This window comes from Streptomyces sp. NPDC085900, assembly GCF_044540925.1.
GTDB lineage: Bacteria > Actinomycetota > Actinomycetes > Streptomycetales > Streptomycetaceae > Streptomyces > Streptomyces gilvifuscus.
In genome coordinates this window covers 137,572-155,119 of sequence record NZ_JBITSP010000002.1, presented here as the reverse complement: position 1 = coordinate 155,119, position 17,548 = coordinate 137,572, and the positions used below count along the sequence as shown (strand labels likewise).

General features: G+C 72.0%; 19 protein-coding genes and 1 riboswitch. Of the genes, 12 read left to right on the top strand and 7 right to left on the bottom strand.

Annotated elements, in window-relative coordinates; all coding sequences use genetic code 11:
• Nucleotides 1-3: 3 nt before the first annotated feature.
• Nucleotides 4-306, bottom strand: a complete 303-nt coding sequence (locus tag ACIGDI_RS05485; RefSeq protein WP_200699238.1) for an urease subunit gamma — start codon at nt 304-306, stop codon at nt 4-6.
• Between the two features lie 228 nt (nt 307-534).
• The gene (locus ACIGDI_RS05480; RefSeq protein ID WP_399890862.1) at nt 535-813 is read right to left on the bottom strand and encodes a type II toxin-antitoxin system Phd/YefM family antitoxin; all 279 of its coding nucleotides are present in this window, start codon (nt 811-813) and stop codon (nt 535-537) included.
• A gap of 86 nt (nt 814-899) precedes the next feature.
• Here ACIGDI_RS05480 and ACIGDI_RS05475 point away from each other — a divergent pair, with 86 nt between their 5' ends.
• The 3 genes from ACIGDI_RS05475 to ACIGDI_RS05465 all read left to right on the top strand — a co-directional run bounded on the left by ACIGDI_RS05475 (nt 900) and on the right by ACIGDI_RS05465 (nt 2,841).
• The gene (locus ACIGDI_RS05475; protein ID WP_399890860.1) at nt 900-1,535 is read left to right on the top strand and encodes an ATP-dependent Clp protease proteolytic subunit; all 636 of its coding nucleotides are present in this window, start codon (nt 900-902) and stop codon (nt 1,533-1,535) included.
• 7 nt (nt 1,536-1,542) lie between these two features.
• Complete coding sequence (locus ACIGDI_RS05470; RefSeq protein ID WP_399890857.1) at nt 1,543-1,851, top strand: hypothetical protein; 309 nt, start codon at nt 1,543-1,545, stop codon at nt 1,849-1,851.
• Between the two features lie 301 nt (nt 1,852-2,152).
• A riboswitch (cyclic di-AMP (ydaO/yuaA leader) is annotated at nt 2,153-2,364 on the top strand.
• 3 nt (nt 2,365-2,367) lie between these two features.
• Nucleotides 2,368-2,841: a C40 family peptidase gene (locus ACIGDI_RS05465; protein ID WP_200699234.1), complete on the top strand. Its 474-nt coding sequence runs from the start codon at nt 2,368-2,370 to the stop codon at nt 2,839-2,841.
• Nucleotides 2,842-2,937: 96 nt separating this feature from the next.
• On the opposite strand, the gene ACIGDI_RS05460 is transcribed toward ACIGDI_RS05465, so the two are convergent.
• Nucleotides 2,938-3,393 (bottom strand): ATP-binding protein, encoded by a 456-nt coding sequence (locus ACIGDI_RS05460; RefSeq protein WP_200699233.1) that lies wholly within the window; start codon nt 3,391-3,393, stop codon nt 2,938-2,940.
• A gap of 213 nt (nt 3,394-3,606) precedes the next feature.
• On the opposite strand from ACIGDI_RS05460, the gene ACIGDI_RS05455 reads away from it, so the two are divergent.
• The gene (locus ACIGDI_RS05455; RefSeq protein WP_399890853.1) at nt 3,607-4,458 is read left to right on the top strand and encodes a helix-turn-helix domain-containing protein; all 852 of its coding nucleotides are present in this window, start codon (nt 3,607-3,609) and stop codon (nt 4,456-4,458) included.
• 19 nt (nt 4,459-4,477) lie between these two features.
• Nucleotides 4,478-4,705: a DUF397 domain-containing protein gene (locus ACIGDI_RS05450; protein ID WP_200699231.1), complete on the top strand. Its 228-nt coding sequence runs from the start codon at nt 4,478-4,480 to the stop codon at nt 4,703-4,705.
• 41 nt (nt 4,706-4,746) lie between these two features.
• Here ACIGDI_RS05450 and ACIGDI_RS05445 read toward each other — a convergent pair whose 3' ends face one another.
• Complete coding sequence (locus ACIGDI_RS05445; RefSeq protein ID WP_399890850.1) at nt 4,747-5,874, bottom strand: 8-amino-7-oxononanoate synthase; 1,128 nt, start codon at nt 5,872-5,874, stop codon at nt 4,747-4,749.
• 148 nt (nt 5,875-6,022) lie between these two features.
• Here ACIGDI_RS05445 and bioB point away from each other — a divergent pair, with 148 nt between their 5' ends.
• From bioB to bioD, 3 genes are read left to right on the top strand one after another with little or no spacing between them, the layout of a single operon-like run.
• Nucleotides 6,023-7,387 carry a biotin synthase BioB gene (gene bioB, locus ACIGDI_RS05440; protein ID WP_399890847.1) on the top strand — a complete coding sequence of 455 codons (1,365 nt, stop codon included), beginning with the start codon at nt 6,023-6,025 and terminating at the stop codon, nt 7,385-7,387.
• On the top strand, nt 7,380-8,660 hold the full coding sequence (locus ACIGDI_RS05435) for an adenosylmethionine--8-amino-7-oxononanoate transaminase (RefSeq protein WP_399890844.1): 1,281 nt from the start codon (nt 7,380-7,382) through the stop codon (nt 8,658-8,660). The genes bioB and ACIGDI_RS05435 overlap by 8 nt, the downstream gene beginning before the upstream one ends.
• Nucleotide 8,661: 1 nt before the next feature.
• Nucleotides 8,662-9,378 carry a dethiobiotin synthase gene (bioD, locus tag ACIGDI_RS05430; RefSeq protein WP_399890842.1) on the top strand — a complete coding sequence of 239 codons (717 nt, stop codon included), beginning with the start codon at nt 8,662-8,664 and terminating at the stop codon, nt 9,376-9,378.
• Between the two features lie 70 nt (nt 9,379-9,448).
• On the opposite strand, the gene ACIGDI_RS05425 is transcribed toward bioD, so the two are convergent.
• A complete protein-coding gene (locus tag ACIGDI_RS05425) occupies nt 9,449-11,749 on the bottom strand; it encodes a LuxR C-terminal-related transcriptional regulator (protein ID WP_399890839.1) in 2,301 nt (766 codons plus the stop codon).
• Between the two features lie 116 nt (nt 11,750-11,865).
• On the opposite strand from ACIGDI_RS05425, the gene ACIGDI_RS05420 reads away from it, so the two are divergent.
• Nucleotides 11,866-12,552, top strand: coding sequence for a triacylglycerol lipase (locus ACIGDI_RS05420; protein ID WP_272178243.1), 687 nt, complete (start codon nt 11,866-11,868; stop codon nt 12,550-12,552).
• Nucleotides 12,553-12,624: 72 nt separating this feature from the next.
• Entirely contained in the window at nt 12,625-13,320 is a 696-nt protein-coding gene (locus ACIGDI_RS05415; protein ID WP_399890834.1) for a class I SAM-dependent methyltransferase, read from the top strand.
• A 1-nt stretch (nt 13,321) separates the two neighbouring features.
• On the opposite strand, the gene ACIGDI_RS05410 is transcribed toward ACIGDI_RS05415, so the two are convergent.
• Nucleotides 13,322-13,696: a fic family toxin-antitoxin system, toxin component gene (locus ACIGDI_RS05410; protein ID WP_399890831.1), complete on the bottom strand. Its 375-nt coding sequence runs from the start codon at nt 13,694-13,696 to the stop codon at nt 13,322-13,324.
• A gap of 4 nt (nt 13,697-13,700) precedes the next feature.
• Nucleotides 13,701-13,940 (bottom strand): toxin-antitoxin system HicB family antitoxin, encoded by a 240-nt coding sequence (locus ACIGDI_RS05405; RefSeq protein WP_383663350.1) that lies wholly within the window; start codon nt 13,938-13,940, stop codon nt 13,701-13,703.
• Nucleotides 13,941-14,141: 201 nt separating this feature from the next.
• Here ACIGDI_RS05405 and ACIGDI_RS05400 point away from each other — a divergent pair, with 201 nt between their 5' ends.
• Both ACIGDI_RS05400 and ACIGDI_RS05395 read left to right on the top strand, forming a co-directional pair.
• Nucleotides 14,142-14,948, top strand: coding sequence for an ABC transporter ATP-binding protein (locus tag ACIGDI_RS05400; RefSeq protein ID WP_399890828.1), 807 nt, complete (start codon nt 14,142-14,144; stop codon nt 14,946-14,948).
• Between the two features lie 4 nt (nt 14,949-14,952).
• Nucleotides 14,953-17,520, top strand: a complete 2,568-nt coding sequence (locus tag ACIGDI_RS05395) for an ABC transporter permease (RefSeq protein WP_399890826.1) — start codon at nt 14,953-14,955, stop codon at nt 17,518-17,520.
• The last annotated feature ends 28 nt before the right edge of the window (nt 17,521-17,548 follow it).

Sequence of the window (17,548 nt, the reverse complement as noted above, 5' to 3'; positions counted from 1 at the left end):
CCGTCAGACGATCGGGTCGTGGACGGTGACGAGCTTGGTGCCGTCGGGGAAGGTGGCCTCGACCTGGACGTCGTGGATCATCTCGGGCACGCCTTCCATGACGTCGTCCCGGGTGAGCAGCTTGCGTCCGGAGGCCATGAGCTCGGCGACGCCGCGGCCGTCCCGGGCGCCCTCGAGGATGTGCGACGTGATGAGGGCGACCGCCTCGGGATGGTTGAGCTTCAGTCCCCGGGCCCGGCGCTTCTCCGCCACGTCGGCCGCCACATGGATGAGCAGCCTCTCTTGCTCGTGCGGGGTCAGTTGCACGTCCCACCTCACAGTCTCGCTCCGGACCGTGCGGGCCCGGTTGCCGCGGCCACGGGGCAAAGTGCCTGGTGGCGTGGATGGGCAGGCTAGTTGCGCCGGGTTTCAGGCAAGTTAACCGAGCTGTGACCCCGCTTCGCCGGTCGACGCCCGTAGACCGACCCGCGGCTTCTCACGCGAGCCGCTCCCCGAGGCCCCGCGCCTCGTGGGGGCCGTATACGGGCGGCGGCTCTAGGAGGCGCCGGCTCCCCGATGGTGCGCCGCGATGCCGAAGCGCTGCTGTTCGCGGGGAGCGGAGGCGACGTCGCGCACGCCCGACACCGAGCTGATCACCTGCTCCTCGTCGGGCTCCTGGAGCTGTTCGAGGCGTTCCAGGTCGGCGGCGGAGACAAGGGCGACGAGGGGCTTGCCGTGCCGTGTCACGACGACGCGCTCACCGCCGTACACCACCCGGTTGATCAGATCGGCGAGCTCAGCCCTGGCTTGCGTCACCGGAATCTCGTAGGCCATAGCCCCATCATAACGTCACGTACGTCCTGTACATTTCTTACAGACAGCTGCGTGAGAGATCGCTCTGCCGCGAGAAGGGGCATGCCATGACCCGACCGTCCGCCCGCTACGTCCTGCCCGAGTTCACCGAGCGCACGAGCTTCGGGCTCAAGACGATGGATCCGTACTCGAAGCTGCTGGAGGAACGGATCGTCTTCCTCGGGACGCAGATCGACGACACCTCCGCCAACGACGTGATGGCGCAGTTCATGCACCTCGAGTACCAGGACCCGGACCGGGACATCTCGCTGTACATCAACTCCCCGGGCGGCTCGTTCACCGCCATGTCGGCGATCTACGACACGATCCAGTACGTCGGCTGCGACGTGGAGACGATCTGCCTGGGGCAGGCGGGCTCCTCGGCGGCGGTGCTGCTGGCGGCCGGCACGCCGGGCAAGCGGTCCGCGCTGCCGGGCGCGCGCATGGTCATCCGTCAGCCCGCGCTGTACGAACCGGTGCAGGGTCAGGCCAGCGACCTGGCCATCCAGGCCGACGAGCTGTCACGGCTGCGCACCCGCCTGGAGGAGATGCTGGTACGGCACACGGGGCGGTCCCGGGAGCAGGTGACCGAGGACATCGAGCGCGACAAGATCCTCGACGCCCAGGAGGCGGTGGAGTACGGGCTGGTGGACCGGATCGTCCCCAGCCGCAGGTCCCCCCTCGCGCCGCCCGCGGGGAGGTGAGCGGCCGGTGCTGCCACCCGAACTCCCGCCGCTGCCCGCCCTCACGCGCGCCGAGGGCGAGTTGATCGACCGTTACCTCGACGTGGTCGACCTGCTCGGCCGCATCAACCCGGCGCACCACGGAGACACGTACCGCGGCCTCCGCGCCGCTCAGGCGCTGGTGACCAAGGCGGCCGAACTGCGCGACGCCCTGGTGCTGATGCACCAGCGGGGCGAGACCGAACTGCACGCCCCCACGCTGGGTCGGGCCATGCGGGTGCTGGACGGCGAGCGGCGTACGGCACGGGTCACCGTGCCGCCGCAGTCCGACAGTTGACGCGACCGTCCGGACCGGGCTTGAAACGGACCAAACGGCGTACCCCCTTTTGGAGTAGACGCGGCTGCTGTTTCGGGACCGTTCCGGTTGCGCAACACGCGTACCCAAAGGGCGGAATGGGACGTTCCGCCCCTGGTCCGGGGCTCCTCGATACCGCGACGGCTGTTCGAAAAACAGGGTGTCCACCCGAACGGGTGAGTGGTGAGTAACGCCACAAATCCCCGATTCCATTGGGATTTTCGGACATCAGTGAGCCAAGATCCCTGTCTGACGACAAGCCCCCGCCACAGCGGCGGGGCGATCCGGGCGGACGCCGAGTCCTGCCGCCGCCCGGATGACCGGTCGACAGGAGTGGATCGGCAGGAGTGGAGGACCCAAGCACGACGGGTCGCCGGCACGGTCACGCCATGACCGGACCGAGCAGCCCTTGGGGTGAAGCCGCAGCAGCGGCCGGGCAACTTCGCCAGCCCGAATCCGACAGGTCATCCTTCACAGGCGGCTGACGAAGGGTTGCGCATGACTGCGCTCAATCGTGTCCCGTCGCTGATGGTCCGGGCCGGCACGGCCTCGGCCCTCACTCTCGCCGCAGTGGGCGGCTCCGTCGTGCTCCCGGGCGTCGCCACCGACGCCGCGGCCGCGACGACGGCGACGAAGGCGCTTCAGGTAGCGGCGTCCAAAAAGGGATCCCCGTACAAGTGGGGCGCCACCGGACCGCGCCGCTTCGACTGCTCGGGGCTCACGCTGTACTCGTTCAAGAAGGCGGGCAAGAAACTGCCTCGTACGGCGGCCCAGCAGTACAACAAGTCCCACCACATCTCCGCGAGCCACCGCAAGGCCGGAGACCTGGTGTTCTTCCACTCGGGCTCGAACGTCTACCACGTGGGCATCTACGCCGGGAAGGGGAAGATCTGGCACGCCCCGAAGACCGGGGACGTCGTGAAGCTCCAGAAGATCTGGACCAGGAGCGTCTGGTACGGCCGGATCAGCTGACTCTCCCGTGGGGGTGGCGGCACCCTGACCTGCCGTCACCCCCACGGGGCTCGACACTTCTTCGCACCCAGGCGTATCGCGCCTGGGCGTCTTGGTTCACGGCTCCTGCTGCCCCGCCGTGACCGGCTGGGCCGGAACGGTCCACGGCAGTTCGATGGAGACCGTCTTGCCGCCCTCTCTCGTGGGCCGCACCCGCAGCTTGCCGCCGCACTCGGCCGCCAGCCAACGGATGATCACCATGCCCCGGCCGTTGTCCTGCTGGACCGCGGCCGGCAGCCGCTTGGGGAAGCGCGGATGGCTGTCGGTGACACCGATCCGCAGTTGCTCGTCACGGTCGAGCCGCAGGTCCACCGTGAAGGTGGGGGACTGCCCGAAGGTGTGCTGTACCGCGTTGGTGGCCAGTTCGGAGACAATGAGGCGGATCGTCTCGGCCGCTTCGGTGTGGGCGGGCAGACCCCATTCCGCCAGCGTGGTGACCACGTAGCCGCGAGCGGCGGAGACCGAGGCCGGCTCGCTCGGCAGAGTGACGGATGCTTCCAGGTGGTCTGCCATGGCGACGTCGTCCCTTTCCCACGGGACCGGAGTCCGACATGGAGCGGATGGTTCGAGTACGGTCCCGGACTGGTGCTTCTTCGCCAGACTGCCATTACCGCGACGGTCACGGGTGGCGATCCACCAAGATATGCATATATCTGTCGCTCAAAGCGGTGAACTCTACGACGGAAGACCGTATTTGGGCGCCCCGGAAGGAGTAAGGAGTACCGCATGCAGAACGGTCCCGCGGTGCGCCGCCGCAAGCTGGGCGCCGAACTGCGCGCCCTGCGCACGGGGGCGGGCCTCACCAGTGGTGAGGCGGCCCGGCTCGTGGGCTGGCACCAGTCGAAGGTGAGCCGGATAGAGACGGGCGCCAGCGGGGTGAAACCGGCCGATGTGCGGTTACTTCTCGACGCCTACGGTGTCGCGGACTCCCAACTGCGCGAGTTGCTTTTGGTGTTGGCGGGCTCCGACGAGGGGGGCGGGCGCCACCACTGGTGGCACGCCTATCGCGGAATTCTCCCGCCCACCTATCGCGACTTCATCAGCCTCGAGTCGCAGGCGAGCGCGATGCGCACGCTGGAGACGTCCGTCGTGCCCGGTCTGCTGCAAACGCCCGAATACGCGCGTGCGGTCACCCGCGCGGCGGTCGACGGACTGGACGACGAACGGCTGGACGCTCTGGTCGAGGTGCGGCTGGCCCGGCAGGACGTACTGCGCGCGGATCCGCCGTTGGAGCTGGCAGCGGTCCTGGACGAGGCGGTGCTGCACCGGGAGATCGGCGGTCCGGACGTCATGGCACGGCAACGCGAACGGCTCCTGGAAGCGGCCCGTCTGCCCCAAGTTCGGCTTCAGGTGCTGCCGTTCGCCGCCGGGGCACATGTCGGTGTCACAGGCCCTTTCGTAATCTTCTCATTTTCGCGCACTTCTGATCTGGACGTGGTTGTTCTCGACCACTTGACGAGTAGCCTCTACCTCGAACGGAAAGAAGACCTGGAGGCCTATACACAGGCCTTCAACGCCCTTCGGATTCATGCCCTTTCACCCGAGGACTCGTTGGATTACATCGCCGCGACAGTTTGACGGCGCGTAAGGAGGCACCATGTCCGCACTGCCTCGGAACGTACCTTCCAGCACCGAACTGCACGGCGTGCGGTGGCTGCGCAGCAGCTACAGCACGGGAGCGAACAACTGCGTCGAGACGGCACTGCCGCACTCCGGCCCATGGTCCGGACTGCTCGCGGTGCGCGACTCCAAGGACACCGCGGGACCCGCGCTGCTCTTCTCCCCCGAGAGCTGGGCGGGCTTCCTCGCGGTCGTCAGGTCCTGATCAGTCCGTGATCGCGCGGCACACGGCCGTGTCACGCCGACTCATGGTCGCGTCTCGCCGATCACCTTCACCGCATGTTCGATCTGCGCCCCGGAGAGGTCCGCGCGGGCGGTCAGCCTGAGCCGTGAGATGCCGTCGGGAACGGAAGGAGGACGGAAGCAGCCCACGGCGAGGCCTGCCGTACGGCAGTCGGCCGCCCATCGCACGGCCCCCTCCGGGGACGGAGCGCGCACCGAGACGACCGCGGCGTCCGGGCGCACCGCCTCGTGGCCCGCGGCGGTCAGCCGCGCGTGCAGTTCCGCCGCCACCTCGCGAGCCCGCGCCGCCCGCTCGGGCTCGCGGCGCAGCAGCCGCAGCGCGGCCAGGGCCGCCCCCGCCGCCGCCGGCGCCAGACCCGTGTCGAAGATGAACGTCCGGGCCGCGTTGACCAGGTGGTCGATCACCTTGGCCGGGCCCAGCACCACTCCGCCCTGACTGCCGAGCGACTTCGACAGCGTGGCCGTCACGACCACGTCGCCGTCGCCCGCGAGGCCCGCCGCCCATACGGCACCCCGGCCCCCGTCGCCCAGGACGCCGAGCCCGTGCGCGTCGTCGACCAGCAGCCCCGCGCCCCGCTCCCGGCAGGCGCCGGCGAAGGCGGCCAGCGGGGCCGCGTCCCCGTCGACCGAGAAGACGGTGTCGGAGACGACCACGGCCGGGCCGTCGTGGGTCCGCAGCGCCTTGCGCACCGCCTCCGGGTCCGCGTGCGGCACGACCTGCGTGCCGCCCCGGGCGAGCCGGCAGCCGTCGATCAGCGAGGCGTGGTTGCCCGCGTCGGAGACGATCAGCGAGCCGTGCGGGGCCAGCGCGGTGACGGCGGCGAGGTTGGCCGCGTAGCCGGAGGAGAAGACCAGCGCCGACTCGAAGCCGCAGAAGTCGGCGAGTTCCCGCTCCAGCTCGGCGTGCAGTTCCGTCGTACCGGTGACCAGGCGGGAGCCGGTGGAGCCGCCGCCCCAGGTCCGGGCGGCCTCGGCCGCGCCCTCGGCGACCTCGGGATGGTGGGTCAGCCCCAGGTAGTCGTTGCTCGCGAGGTCCAGGAGCGGGGAGTCGGCCGGGCGCGGACGAAGCCGCCGTACGAGTCCGGCGCGGCGGCGCAGTTCCGCCTGCTCGTCGATCCAGCCGAACGCCATGACTCCTCCGAGTGCTTTTGTAGGCAGTGGACAGACACTAGCCGGACCGGCCGCACCCCATGATGTGGCAATACCCACACGTCGAAGCGCACGTCTTGTTCATTCTCTCCTTGGCCCGGGGCGGGTCCGTAGGACAGGATCGGCTCTCATGGACCTGCTGAACACGCTGGTGGACAAGGGGCTTCGGCGCGAGCTGCCGACCCGCGAGGAAGCTCTGGCCGTCCTCGCCACTTCCGACGACGACGTGCTCGATGTGGTGGCCGCGGCCGGGAAGGTGCGCCGGCACTGGTTCGGGCGACGGGTGAAACTCAACTACCTCGTCAACCTCAAGTCCGGGCTGTGTCCGGAGGACTGCTCCTACTGCTCCCAGCGGCTCGGCTCCAGCACGGGCATCCTCAAGTACACCTGGCTCAAGCCGGAGCAGGCCTCCCAGGCCGCCGCGGCCGGTCTGGCGGGAGGCGCCAAGCGGGTGTGCCTGGTGGCGTCCGGGCGCGGTCCGACCGACCGTGACGTGGACCGGGTCGCGGGCACCATCAAGGCGATCAAGGAACAGAACGAGGGCGTGGAGGTGTGCGCCTGCCTCGGTCTGCTCTCCGACGGCCAGGCCGAGCGGCTGCGCGAGGCGGGCGCGGACGCCTACAACCACAACCTCAACACGTCGGAGTCGACGTACGGCGACATCACGACCACGCACACCTACGCCGACCGCGTCGACACCGTGAACAAGGCGCACGCGGCGGGTCTGTCCGCCTGCTCCGGCCTGATCGCGGGCATGGGCGAGAGCGACGAGGACCTGGTCGACGTGGTCTTCTCGCTGCGGGCGCTGGACCCGGACTCGGTGCCGGTCAACTTCCTCATCCCGGTCGAGGGCACCCCGCTGGCCGCGGAGTGGAACCTCACCCCGCAGCGCTGTCTGCGCATCCTGGCGATGGTCCGCTTCGTCTGCCCCGACATCGAGGTGCGCATCGCGGGCGGCCGCGAGGTCCATCTGCGCTCGATGCAGCCGGTCGCCCTGCACCTGGCCAACTCGATCTTCCTGGGCGACTACCTCACCACCGAGGGCCAGGCGGGCAAGGCCGACCTGGAGATGATCGCGGACGCCGGTTTCGAGGTGGAGGGCGCCGACCAGGTGACCCTGCCGGAGCACCGGGTGCACGCGGGCGGGGGCTGCGGGTCGCACGCCGAAGCCGGCTGCGGGTCGCACGAGGGCGGCGGGTGCGGGTCGCACGCGGACGCCGGGTGCGGGTCGCACGAGGGCGGCGGGTGCGGGTCGCACGCGGACGCCGGGTGCGGGTCGCACGAGGGCGGCGGGTGCGGGTCGCACGAGGGCGGCGGGTGCGGGTCGCACGAGGGCGGCGGGTGCGGGTCGCACGAGGGCGGCGGGTGCGGGTCGCACGCGGACGGCGGGGTGTGCGGTACGGCCGCTGCCGCGCCGGCGGCGAACGAGCCCCGTACCGACCTGGTCGCCGTACGCCGGCGCGGTGCCGGAACGGACCTCGCGCCCAATGCCTGACCTGCCCGTCCCCGAGCTGCTGGAGCTCGACCGGCGGCATGTGTGGCACCCGTACGGGCCGATGCCCGGGCGGGTCGAACCGCTCGTCGTCGAGGCGGCGAGCGGAGTGCGGCTGCGCCTGGCCGACGGTTCGGGCGAGCTGGTCGACGGCATGGCGTCCTGGTGGTCGGCGATCCACGGCTACAACCACCCGGTGCTCAACGAGGCCGCGCGCGAGCAGCTCGGCCGGATGAGCCATGTGATGTTCGGCGGGCTCACCCACGAGCCCGCCGTGCGCCTCGCGAAGCTCCTTGTCGACATGTCGCCCGAGGGCCTGGAGCACGTCTTCCTCGCCGACTCCGGTTCGGTGTCGGTCGAGGTCGCGGTGAAGATGTGCCTGCAGTACTGGCGGTCGCTGGGCCGCACCGGCAAGCAGCGCCTGCTGACCTGGCGCGGCGGCTACCACGGCGACACCTGGCAGCCGATGTCGGTGTGCGACCCCGAGGGCGGGATGCACGAGCTGTGGACCGGGGTGCTGCCCCGGCAGGTGTTCGTCGACGCGCCTCCGGCCGAGTACGAGGAGGCGTACGCCGAGTCGCTGCGCTCGGCGATCGCCGAGCACGCCGACGAGCTGGCCGCGGTGATCGTCGAGCCGGTGGTGCAGGGCGCGGGCGGGATGCGCTTCCACTCCCCCGCCTATCTGCGGGTGCTGCGCGAGGCGTGCGACGCGCACGACGTGCTGCTCGTGTTCGACGAGATCGCCACCGGTTTCGGCCGCACGGGCGCGCTGTTCGCCGCGGAGCACGCGGCCGTGACGCCGGATGTGATGTGCATCGGCAAGGCGCTGACCGGCGGCTACCTCACGATGGCGGCGACGCTGTGCACCGCGCGCGTGGCCGACGGCATCTCCCGGGGCGAGGTCCCGGTGCTCGCCCACGGCCCGACCTTCATGGGCAACCCCCTCGCGGCGTCCGTCGCCTGCGCCTCGATCGAGCTGCTGCTGGGCCAGGACTGGCTCGCGGAGGTCAAGCGGATCGAGGCGGGACTGCGGGAGGGCCTGGCGCCCGCCCGAGATCTGCCCGGCGTGCGGGACGTCCGCGTCCTGGGGGCCATCGGGGTCGTGCAGCTGGACCACGCGGTCGACATGAAGGCGGCCACGGACGCGGCCGTGCGCGAGGGCGTGTGGCTGCGGCCCTTCCGCGACCTGATCTACACGATGCCGCCGTACGTCACCGGGGACGGGGACGTGGCACGGATCGCGCGCGCGGTGTGCGCCGCGGCGCGGGAGGGATGACATGCCGGTACTGGTGATCACGGGCACGGGCACGGAGGTCGGCAAGACCGTCACCACGGCTGCCGTGGCCGCGGCGGCCGTCGCGGCCGGGCGTTCGGTGGCCGTGCTCAAGGCCGCGCAGACGGGCGTACGACCGGACGAACGCGGGGACGCCGACGAGGTCGCGCGGCTCGCGGGAGCCGTGACGACGGCGGAACTGGCCCGCTATCCCGAGCCGTTGGCTCCGGCGACGGCGGCCCGGCGGGCCGGTATGACCCCCGTGCGCCCGCAGGACGTCGCGGACGCCGCCGGCAAACTGGCCGCCGAACACGACCTGGTGCTGGTGGAGGGAGCCGGCGGGCTGCTCGTCCGGTTCGACGAGGCGGGCGGCACCCTGGCGGACGCGGCGCAGCTGCTGCGCGCGCCGGTGCTGGTGGTGGCGACGGCGGGGCTGGGCACGCTGAACACGACGGAACTGACGGCCCGTGAACTCCGCTCCCGTGGAGTGGAGTTGCTGGGTGTCGTCATCGGCGGCTGGCCCGACTCCCCCGACCTGGCGATGCGCTGCAACATCACGGACCTGCCGGACGTCGCCGGAGCCCCTCTGCTGGGCGCCCTGCCCATGGGCGCGGGAGCGCTCGATCCCACCGGCTTCCGCGCCGCGGCGCCGGGTTGGCTCGCGCCGCGACTGAACGGGACGTGGGACGCCGAGGTGTTCCGGGGGCGGGAGGCATCCTAGGGGCCCGTCGTCACGCCGCCGGGCCGGCGGGAACGCTACGACGGGGACTGCGGGATCACGAATTAGAGGATTACGGATCTCCGTCCGCTAGCAGCCTCACCAGCTCGATCCGTGAGCGGATTCCCAACCGTTCGAAGACGCCCCGCAGATGGTGGTCGATCGTGCGCGGGCTGAGGGCGAGGCGGGTGGCGATCTCCCGGTTGGTGGCGCCGTCGGCCGCCATGCGGGCGATCACCAGCTGCTGTGCGGTCAGGCGGCCGCCGGGACCGTCGTCGGTCCGCGACGGGGCGGCCGGGGAGCCGAGGGCGCGGAGTTCCGCCCGCGCCTGGACCGCGCAGTGCAGGGCACCGAACTGCTCGAACGCCTCCAGGGCACTGTGCAGCCGGTCGCGGGCCTCCGTACGGCGGCGCAGCCGACGCAGCGCGGCGCCGAACAGCAGCTCGGTGCGGGCGCGTTCGAAGTCACGGGTGCCGAGGGCGTGCAGGTCGAGGGCCTCGTGGTAGAGGTCGACCGCCTCGGCGCCAGGTGCGAGCAGGGCACGGCAGCGGGCGCTGAGGGCCAACTCGTCGGGGCTGCGCACGGCCGTCGCCCAGCGGTGGTAGTCGGCGTGCGCGGCCCGGGCGACGCGGGTGTCCCCGGTCCGGACAGCGGCCTCGACGTAGTGCGGGGTGGCCAGGTGCCGGATGGCGCGGTGACCGTGGCCGGGGCCGAATCCGGCGAGGGCGCGCAGCCGGGCCGCGGCCGCGGCGAAGCGCCCCTCCGCGAGGTCGAGGAAGGCGAGCGCCCACTGGGCGAGCGCGGCGGGCAGACCGAGGCCCCGGGCGAGGGCGTACGACCGTACGGCCGCCGCCCGTTCGCGGCAGACGTCCGCGGCGCCGGTGACCGCGGCGAACATGGCGAGCGCGGCCTGCAGATGGCAGGCGCCGTTGTCCTGGCCGGAGGCGTACGCCTGCCGGAGGGCGTCCGTCGCGGCGGCCGCGCCGGCGTCCGGGCGGCCGGTCCAGAAGTCGGCGTAGGCGCGGAACTCCAGGGCCTGCGCCACGGTGGCGGTCGCGCCCCGCGCCCGGGCGGAGGCGGCCGCCCGCACGGTGGCGGTGGCGGCGCGGGCGTGGTCGCCGAGCATGAGCGCGGCGATGCCCGCGTGGAGGAGCAGGGTGGGGTCGCCGCCCGGTCCGCACCGGCCGGCCGCCGCCTCCAGCAGGTCCCGCGCGTCCTCGTACCGCCCCTCCACGGCGGCGGCCAGCCCGCCCAGCGCCCCGGGCGCATCGATCCCGAGCCGGCCCGCCACCCGAACGACGTCTCGGCATCGACGCAGGTCACCGGTGTAGATGACGGCTTCGGTGGCGCGGGCCAGGAGGTGAGCGGCGACCTGAGGCGCGTGGCAGGAGCCGGCGACGCGAGCGGGGGCGGAGGAGTCGGCGGCCCGAGCGCGCTCGGCCGCGGGAGCGGGACCGTCCGCGCCAGCGGCACCGTCGCGGCCCTGGATCCGCGCCCCCCGCCGCCCTGTGCCGTCCCCCGCCTGGACCGCCGCCGTCAGCAGCGCGTCGAACGCCTCCGTCGCGTTCTCCGCGCGTAGCGCGAACAGGCCGGTGAGCGCGTCGTCGGCCGCCCCGGCGCGGAACAGCCCGCGGGCGCGGTCGGCGTCGCCGGCCTGCCAGGCGTCGGCGGCGGCGCGGGTGCGGAGGCGGGCCTGCCGGGCCGGGTCGGGGCAGAGCGCCGCGGCGCGTTCCGTCAGGGCCCGGGCGAGCGTGAGGCGGCCGGTCGCGCGGGCCTGTCCGGCGGCCGCGTCCAGCTCCGCGACGAGCCGGCCGCTGGGCCCCAGGGCGCCCGCCGCCCGGTGCCAGGAGCGGCGCGGGGTCTCGCCGTCGCCGTTCAGGACGCGGGCGAGCAGTCGGTGGACCTCGCGCCGGTCCGACGGTGCCCCGTACTCGTAGGCGGCGATCCTGGTCCAGGCGTCGCGGAAGACGACGCCGCCCGCACCGGCGTGCGCGATGCCCGGGGCCTCGGCGGCCTCCAGGGGGCGGGTGTCGAGGCGGGCGGCGGCGACGGCGCGCAGGAAGGCGTGGGTGGCGAGCGGGTACTGGTCGGCGGCGGCGAGGAGCAGCAGCAGGCGGCTGTCGTCCGGGAGCGCGCGGATCTCGGCGCGCAGGCTCTGCAGCAACCGCGGTGCAAGCAGGCCGGGTTGGGTGGGGAGGGGGTCGAGGCCGGACCGCTGGCGGTCGGTGAGGCGGGTGGCGAGTTCGGCGGCGGCGCGCGCGTCGCCGTAGACGGCGTGCAGGACCCGTAGGCGGACGCCCTCGGGGAGTTCGGGCGCCGTGTGCCGCGGTGGCGAAGTGCGGGGAAGGGGCGGGGGGTTCACCGGAGTCACCACACAATTGACGTTACTGGCGGGTTACTTGAATCGTAAAGACCGGCGATCTCACCGATGCGGCGCGCGTAGACCCGCGCCGACACTCCTGACGAACCCCACCCGTGTCAGGAGGCATCATGCAGCGCCACACGCGTCGTATCGCCACGGCACTGTCGGCCGTGGCCGCATCGCTCCTTCTGTCCCTCCCCCTCACCGCCGCCCCCGCTCGGGCGGCGACCCACAACCCCGTCGTCTTCGTGCACGGCCTGAGCAGTGACGCGAGCAGCTGGGACGACTGGATCGCGGACTTCGAGGCGGACGGCTACTCGTCCTCCGAGCTGGACGCGTTCTCGTACGACTGGACGCAGTCGAACGCCACCACGGCCCAGCAGCTGGCCACCGAGGTCAAGAACGTGCTCGCGAGAACCGGCGCCTCGAAGGTGGACCTGGTCGTCCACTCCATGGGCGCGCTGTCCTCCCGCTACTACCTGAAGAACCTGGGCGGGACGTCGTACGTCGACGACTTCGTCTCGGTCGCCGGCGTCAACCACGGGACGTCCGTGGCCTCGTGGTGCGCCTGGCTGTACACGTCCTGCAAGGAGATGCAGACCGGCAGCTCCTTCCTGACCGCGCTGAACTCCGGCGACGAGACACCGGGCGCGGTGTCCTACGCGAGCTACTGGTCCGACTGCGACAGCGCGGTCGTCCCCAACAGCTCGGCGCTCCTGAGCGGCGCGACCAATGTCGACGCCGGCTGCATCTCGCACACCGACATGAACAACGACCCCGGCGTGTACCAGCAGGTGCGCGGCTTCATCGCGTGACCTGCGGCGGGGGTGCGCGGGGCCCGATCGGGGGACAATCGCGGTAAGGCCCGTCCGGTGGAGGAGGTCCCCATGCCGCTACGGTCGCCCGGTTCCGCGAGGCCGCTCCGGGATCCCGTGCACCACCCGCTGTTCGCCCGCTACTACGCCCGGGCCAGCGTCGCCGCCGAGACCCGGCTGGGGATGCGCGCCATCCGTGACCGCCTGCTGTCCGGGCTGTCGGGGCGGGTGATCGAGATCGGCGCCGGTAACGGACTGAACTTCGCCCGGTATCCGCGTACGGTCTCGGAGGTCGTCGCCATCGAACCGGAGCGCCGGCTGCGGCAGTTGGCCGTCGAGAACGCGCTGCGCGCCGACGTCCCGGTGGACGTGGTGCCGGGTGCCGCGGAGGCGCTGCCCGTCAAGAGCGAGGCGTTCGACGCGGTCGTGGTGTCGCTGGTGCTGTGCAGCGTGCGGGACGTGCCGCGGGCCCTCGCGGAGATACGGCGGGTCCTGCGGCCCGGCGGTGTCGTGCGGTTCTTCGAGCACGGCCGGGGCGGCGGAGCGGCGATGCACTTCACCCAGCGCGCCCTGGACCGCACACTGTGGCCACCGCTCAGCGGCGGCTGTCATCTGGCCCGCGACCCGGTCGCCGCCCTGCGCGAGGCCGGTTTCGAACTCGGCCCCTACCGGCGGCTGTTGATGCCGGAGACCGGTCCCACGCTGCCCACCTCCTACTGCGTGCTGGGCACGGCCTGGCGGCCGGAGCGCGGGGAGACGCCCGACTGACTCACATCGTCCAGGCGCGCAGTTCGGCCGCGATGTCGTACACCGTGGCGTTGCCGCGCTTGACCATGCGGGCGAGGTCGCGGACCCGGGTCGGCGAGGTGGAGACGCGCAGGCCGCTGGCGACCAGGTAGGCGTAGGCCACGGCCGAGGCGAAGAGGGCGTTCGAGCGCTCCAACGCGGGGACGTGGATGAGGAGTTGGAGGAGGGCGGCGGCCCGTGCGTGCGGGTTGTCGTATACGGGGACGTCGAATATCTGGGCGTCGTGGCGGGCCACGGCGGCGACGAGGGCGCCCCAGTCGATGACCTGGGGGTCCCCGGGTGTCCGCTGCTCGGCGAGCATGAGCAGCCAGGCGAGATCGATGCTGAGGTTGTTCAAGGGATCAGCGGCGACCTTCGCGCGTGGTGTCGTTCTCGCCGCCGAACTCCTCAGCGAAGACGGACTCGTACTGCTTCATGAAGTCGGCCGCGGCCTCGACGAACGTCTGGCCGACCTCCCCGGTGTCCTGTCTCACCAGTTCCTCGATGTAGCGGTTGACGCTCATGCCGCGCGCCAGGGCACGCTCACGGGCGGCGCGGGCCGTGCCCTCGTCCACTCGCACGTTCAACTGGGTCTTCGCCATACCTCGAAGCTAGCGCCGAAACGCTAGCAGGGCAAGGCCGAGGTCCTCCCACGGGTGGAGCGTGGCCCTTACATCCGTATCAGGGACCCGACCTGCGGTGGAGACCACCCGGGACCTTCGGCGGATGTCGGGTACGAGTGGCTCGCACTAACCTCGGCCACGACGAGGAGTCGGCACGTCCACGCGAGCGAGGAGGCAGCCTTGTCCACACCTGCTGCGGAGCACGCCCCGGACCAGGCGCCGGCCGACGGGGTAGCGGCCCGCGCACGCGGTCTGACCAAGGCGTACGGCTCCGGCGAGACGACCGTCCTGGCCCTCGACTCGGTGGACGTGGACATCGCGCGCGGCCGCTTCACGGCGGTCATGGGGCCGTCTGGCTCCGGCAAGTCCACCCTGATGCACTGCCTGGCCGGGCTCGACACGGTCTCGGCGGGCCAGGTCTGGCTCGGCGACACCGAGATCACCGGGCTGAAGGAGCGCGAACTGACCCGGCTCAGGCGGGACCGGATCGGGTTCATGTTCCAGTCGTTCAACCTGATCCCGACGCTGAACGCGGCCGAGAACATCACCCTGCCCATGGACATCGCCGGCAAGAAGCCCGACGAGAAGTGGCTGGACCAGGTCATCGACACCCTGGGGCTGCGCGACCGCCTCAAGCACCGGCCCGCCGAACTCTCCGGCGGCCAGCAGCAGCGCGTCGCCTGCGCGCGGGCGCTGGTCTCCCGCCCCGAGCTGATCTTCGCGGACGAACCGACGGGCAACCTGGACTCGCGGGCCGGCCTCGAGGTGCTCGCCTTCCTGCGCCAGGCCGTCGACGAGCTGGGGCAGACCGTCGTGATGGTCACCCACGACCCCGGCGCCGCCGCCCACTCCGATCTGGTGCTCTTCCTCGGGGACGGGCGGATCGTGGACGAGATGGAACGGCCGACGGCGGAGGCGGTGCTGGAGCGCATGAAGCGTTTCGACGTCATCCGCGGTCAGGTCGAGGGCACGGACGGACAGGAGTAGCGCGGTGCTGAAGGCGACGCTCCGGAGCTTCCTCGCACACAAGGGCCGGCTGATGCTGTCGGCCCTCGCGATCATCCTGTCCGTGGCGTTCGTCGCGGGCAGCCTGATCTTCTCCGACACGGTCACCCGCACTTTCGACCGCCTCTTCGCCCACACGTCCGCCGACGTCACCGTCCAGCCCAGGAAGGACCTGAAGTCGTCGGTGCCCACCGGCGAGACGCAGACCGTGCCCTCGGCGCTCGCGAAGCGGCTGGCGACGGTCCCGGGCGTCAAGTCCGCGCACGCCGACGTCGGCGTCGAGAACATCACCATCGTCGACCGGAAGAACAAGTCGGTCGGACCGACCAGCGGCGCCCCCACCATCGCCACGGACTGGTACCTCACCTCCCGCAGCCCCGTGAAGCTGACCTCCGGCCAGGCCCCGCACGGCCCCGGCGAGGCCCTGCTGGACGCGGACACCGCCGACAAGAAGCACGTGCGCATCGGCGACACGCTCACGGTGATGGCCCAGCCCGGCACGTTCAAGGTCCGGGTCACCGGCATCGCCACGTTCACCACCACCAACCCCGGTGCCGCCCTGGTCTACCTGGACCCCGACATCGCGGCCGTCAAGCTGCTCGGCTCGGCGGACCGGGCGACGAGCATCTCCGTGGACGCGGCCAAGGGCGTCAGCGACGCGCAGCTCAAGTCCCGCGTCCTCGCCGTGACGGGCACGGGCGCCTACGACGTGAAGACGGCCGACGAGCAGGCCAAGTCCTCGGCCGAGCAGCTCGGCGGCTTCCTCGACGTCATCAAGTACGTGATGCTCGGCTTCGCGGGGATCGCGGTGCTCGTCGGGATCTTCCTGATCGTCAACACCTTCTCGATGCTGATCGCCCAGCGCACGCGCGAACTGGGCCTGCTGCGGGCGCTCGGCGCCGACCGGCGGCAGGTGCGGCGCTCGGTGCTCACCGAGGCGGTCCTGCTCGGCCTGGTCGGCTCCACGCTCGGCCTCGCGGCCGGCATCGGACTGGCCGCCGGACTGATCAAGCTCATGAGCGCGTTCGGGATGAACCTCAAGGCCACCGAGATGGTGGTGGGCTGGGGCACACCCGTGGTGGCCTACGTCGTCGGCATCGGCGTCACCTTCGTGGCCGCCTACCTGCCGGCCCGGCGGGCGGCGGGCGTCTCCCCGATGGCCGCGCTCGCGGACGCCGAGACCGCCGGCATCGGCCGGCCGCTGCGGACCCGGGCGATCGTCGGCTCGGTCGTCGGGGCGCTCGGCGCGGCCGCCCTGGCGGGCTGCGCCACCTCCTCGAAGACGGCGCCCGCGGCCTCCCTGCTGGGGCTCGGGGTCGTCCTGACGCTGATCGCGACCGTGGTCGCCGGTCCGCTGCTGGTGCGTCCCGTGATCCGGGTGCTCGGCGGCGCCTTCCCGGCGCTGTTCGGCTCGGTCGGCCGCATGAGCCAGCGCAACGCCCTGCGCAACCCCCGCCGTACCGGCGCCACCGCGGCCGCCCTGATGGTCGGCCTGGCCCTGGTGGGCGGGATGTCCGTGGCGAGCGCCTCGATGTCCAAGTCCTTCGACCGGCAGATCGACAGGACGCTGGGCGCCGACTTCATGGTGCAGAACAGCAACTTCATGCCGTTCTCCCAGGAGGTCACCGACAAGGTGCGGGCCACGGACGGGGTCGGTCTCGTCGTGCGGGAGCGGTTCACGGGGATCGCGGTACGACTGCCCGACGGCAAGCGCGTCGAGACCACGGCGGCCGGTTTCGACCCGCGGCTCGACGACGTCGCCCACATCGCCTACGCGCAGGGCGACACGGCGGCCGCGCTGGCGGACGGCAACATCGCCATGGACCGCAAGTACGCCGAGGACCATCGCGTACGGCTGGGCAGCGTGCTCCCCGCGGAGTTCCCCGGCGGCCACACCGCCCAGGTGAAGGTGGCGGCCCTGACCGACCAGGAGGGCTCGAGCGGCTTCGGCAGCGAGGGCGGGCTCTTCTTCGGCATCTCCACGGTGGAGAAGTACGTGCCGAACGGCCAGGACACCGTCCTGTTCGTCAACCGTTCCGCCGGGACCGGCGCCGACCAGCTGCGCAAGAACCTGGAGACCACCCTCAAGTCGTACCCGCAGGTCCAGGTCCGCGACCAGGCCGACTACAAGAAGCTCATCCACGACCAGATCGCCGTGCTGCTCTACCTCGTCTACGCCCTCCTCGGCCTCGCGATCGTCATCGCGGTGCTCGGCGTGGTCAACACCCTCGCCCTGTCGGTCGTCGAGCGCACCCGCGAGATCGGCCTGCTGCGGGCGATCGGGCTCGCGCGGCGGCAGCTGCGCCGGATGATCCGGCTGGAGTCGGTGGTGATCGCGGTCTTCGGCGCGGTCCTGGGCCTGGCGCTCGGCCTGGTGTGGGGCGTGTGCACCCAGCAGGTCCTGGCGCTGCAGGGCATGAAGGCGCTGGCCGTCCCGTGGGGCACGATCGTCGCGGTGGTGATCGGCTCGGCGGTGGTGGGCATCGTGGCGGCCCTGCTGCCCGCGCTGCGTGCGTCCCGGATGAACGTGCTGGCGGCGATCGCTCACGAGTGACGGCCCGGGACCCCTGCCCCGGCGACCG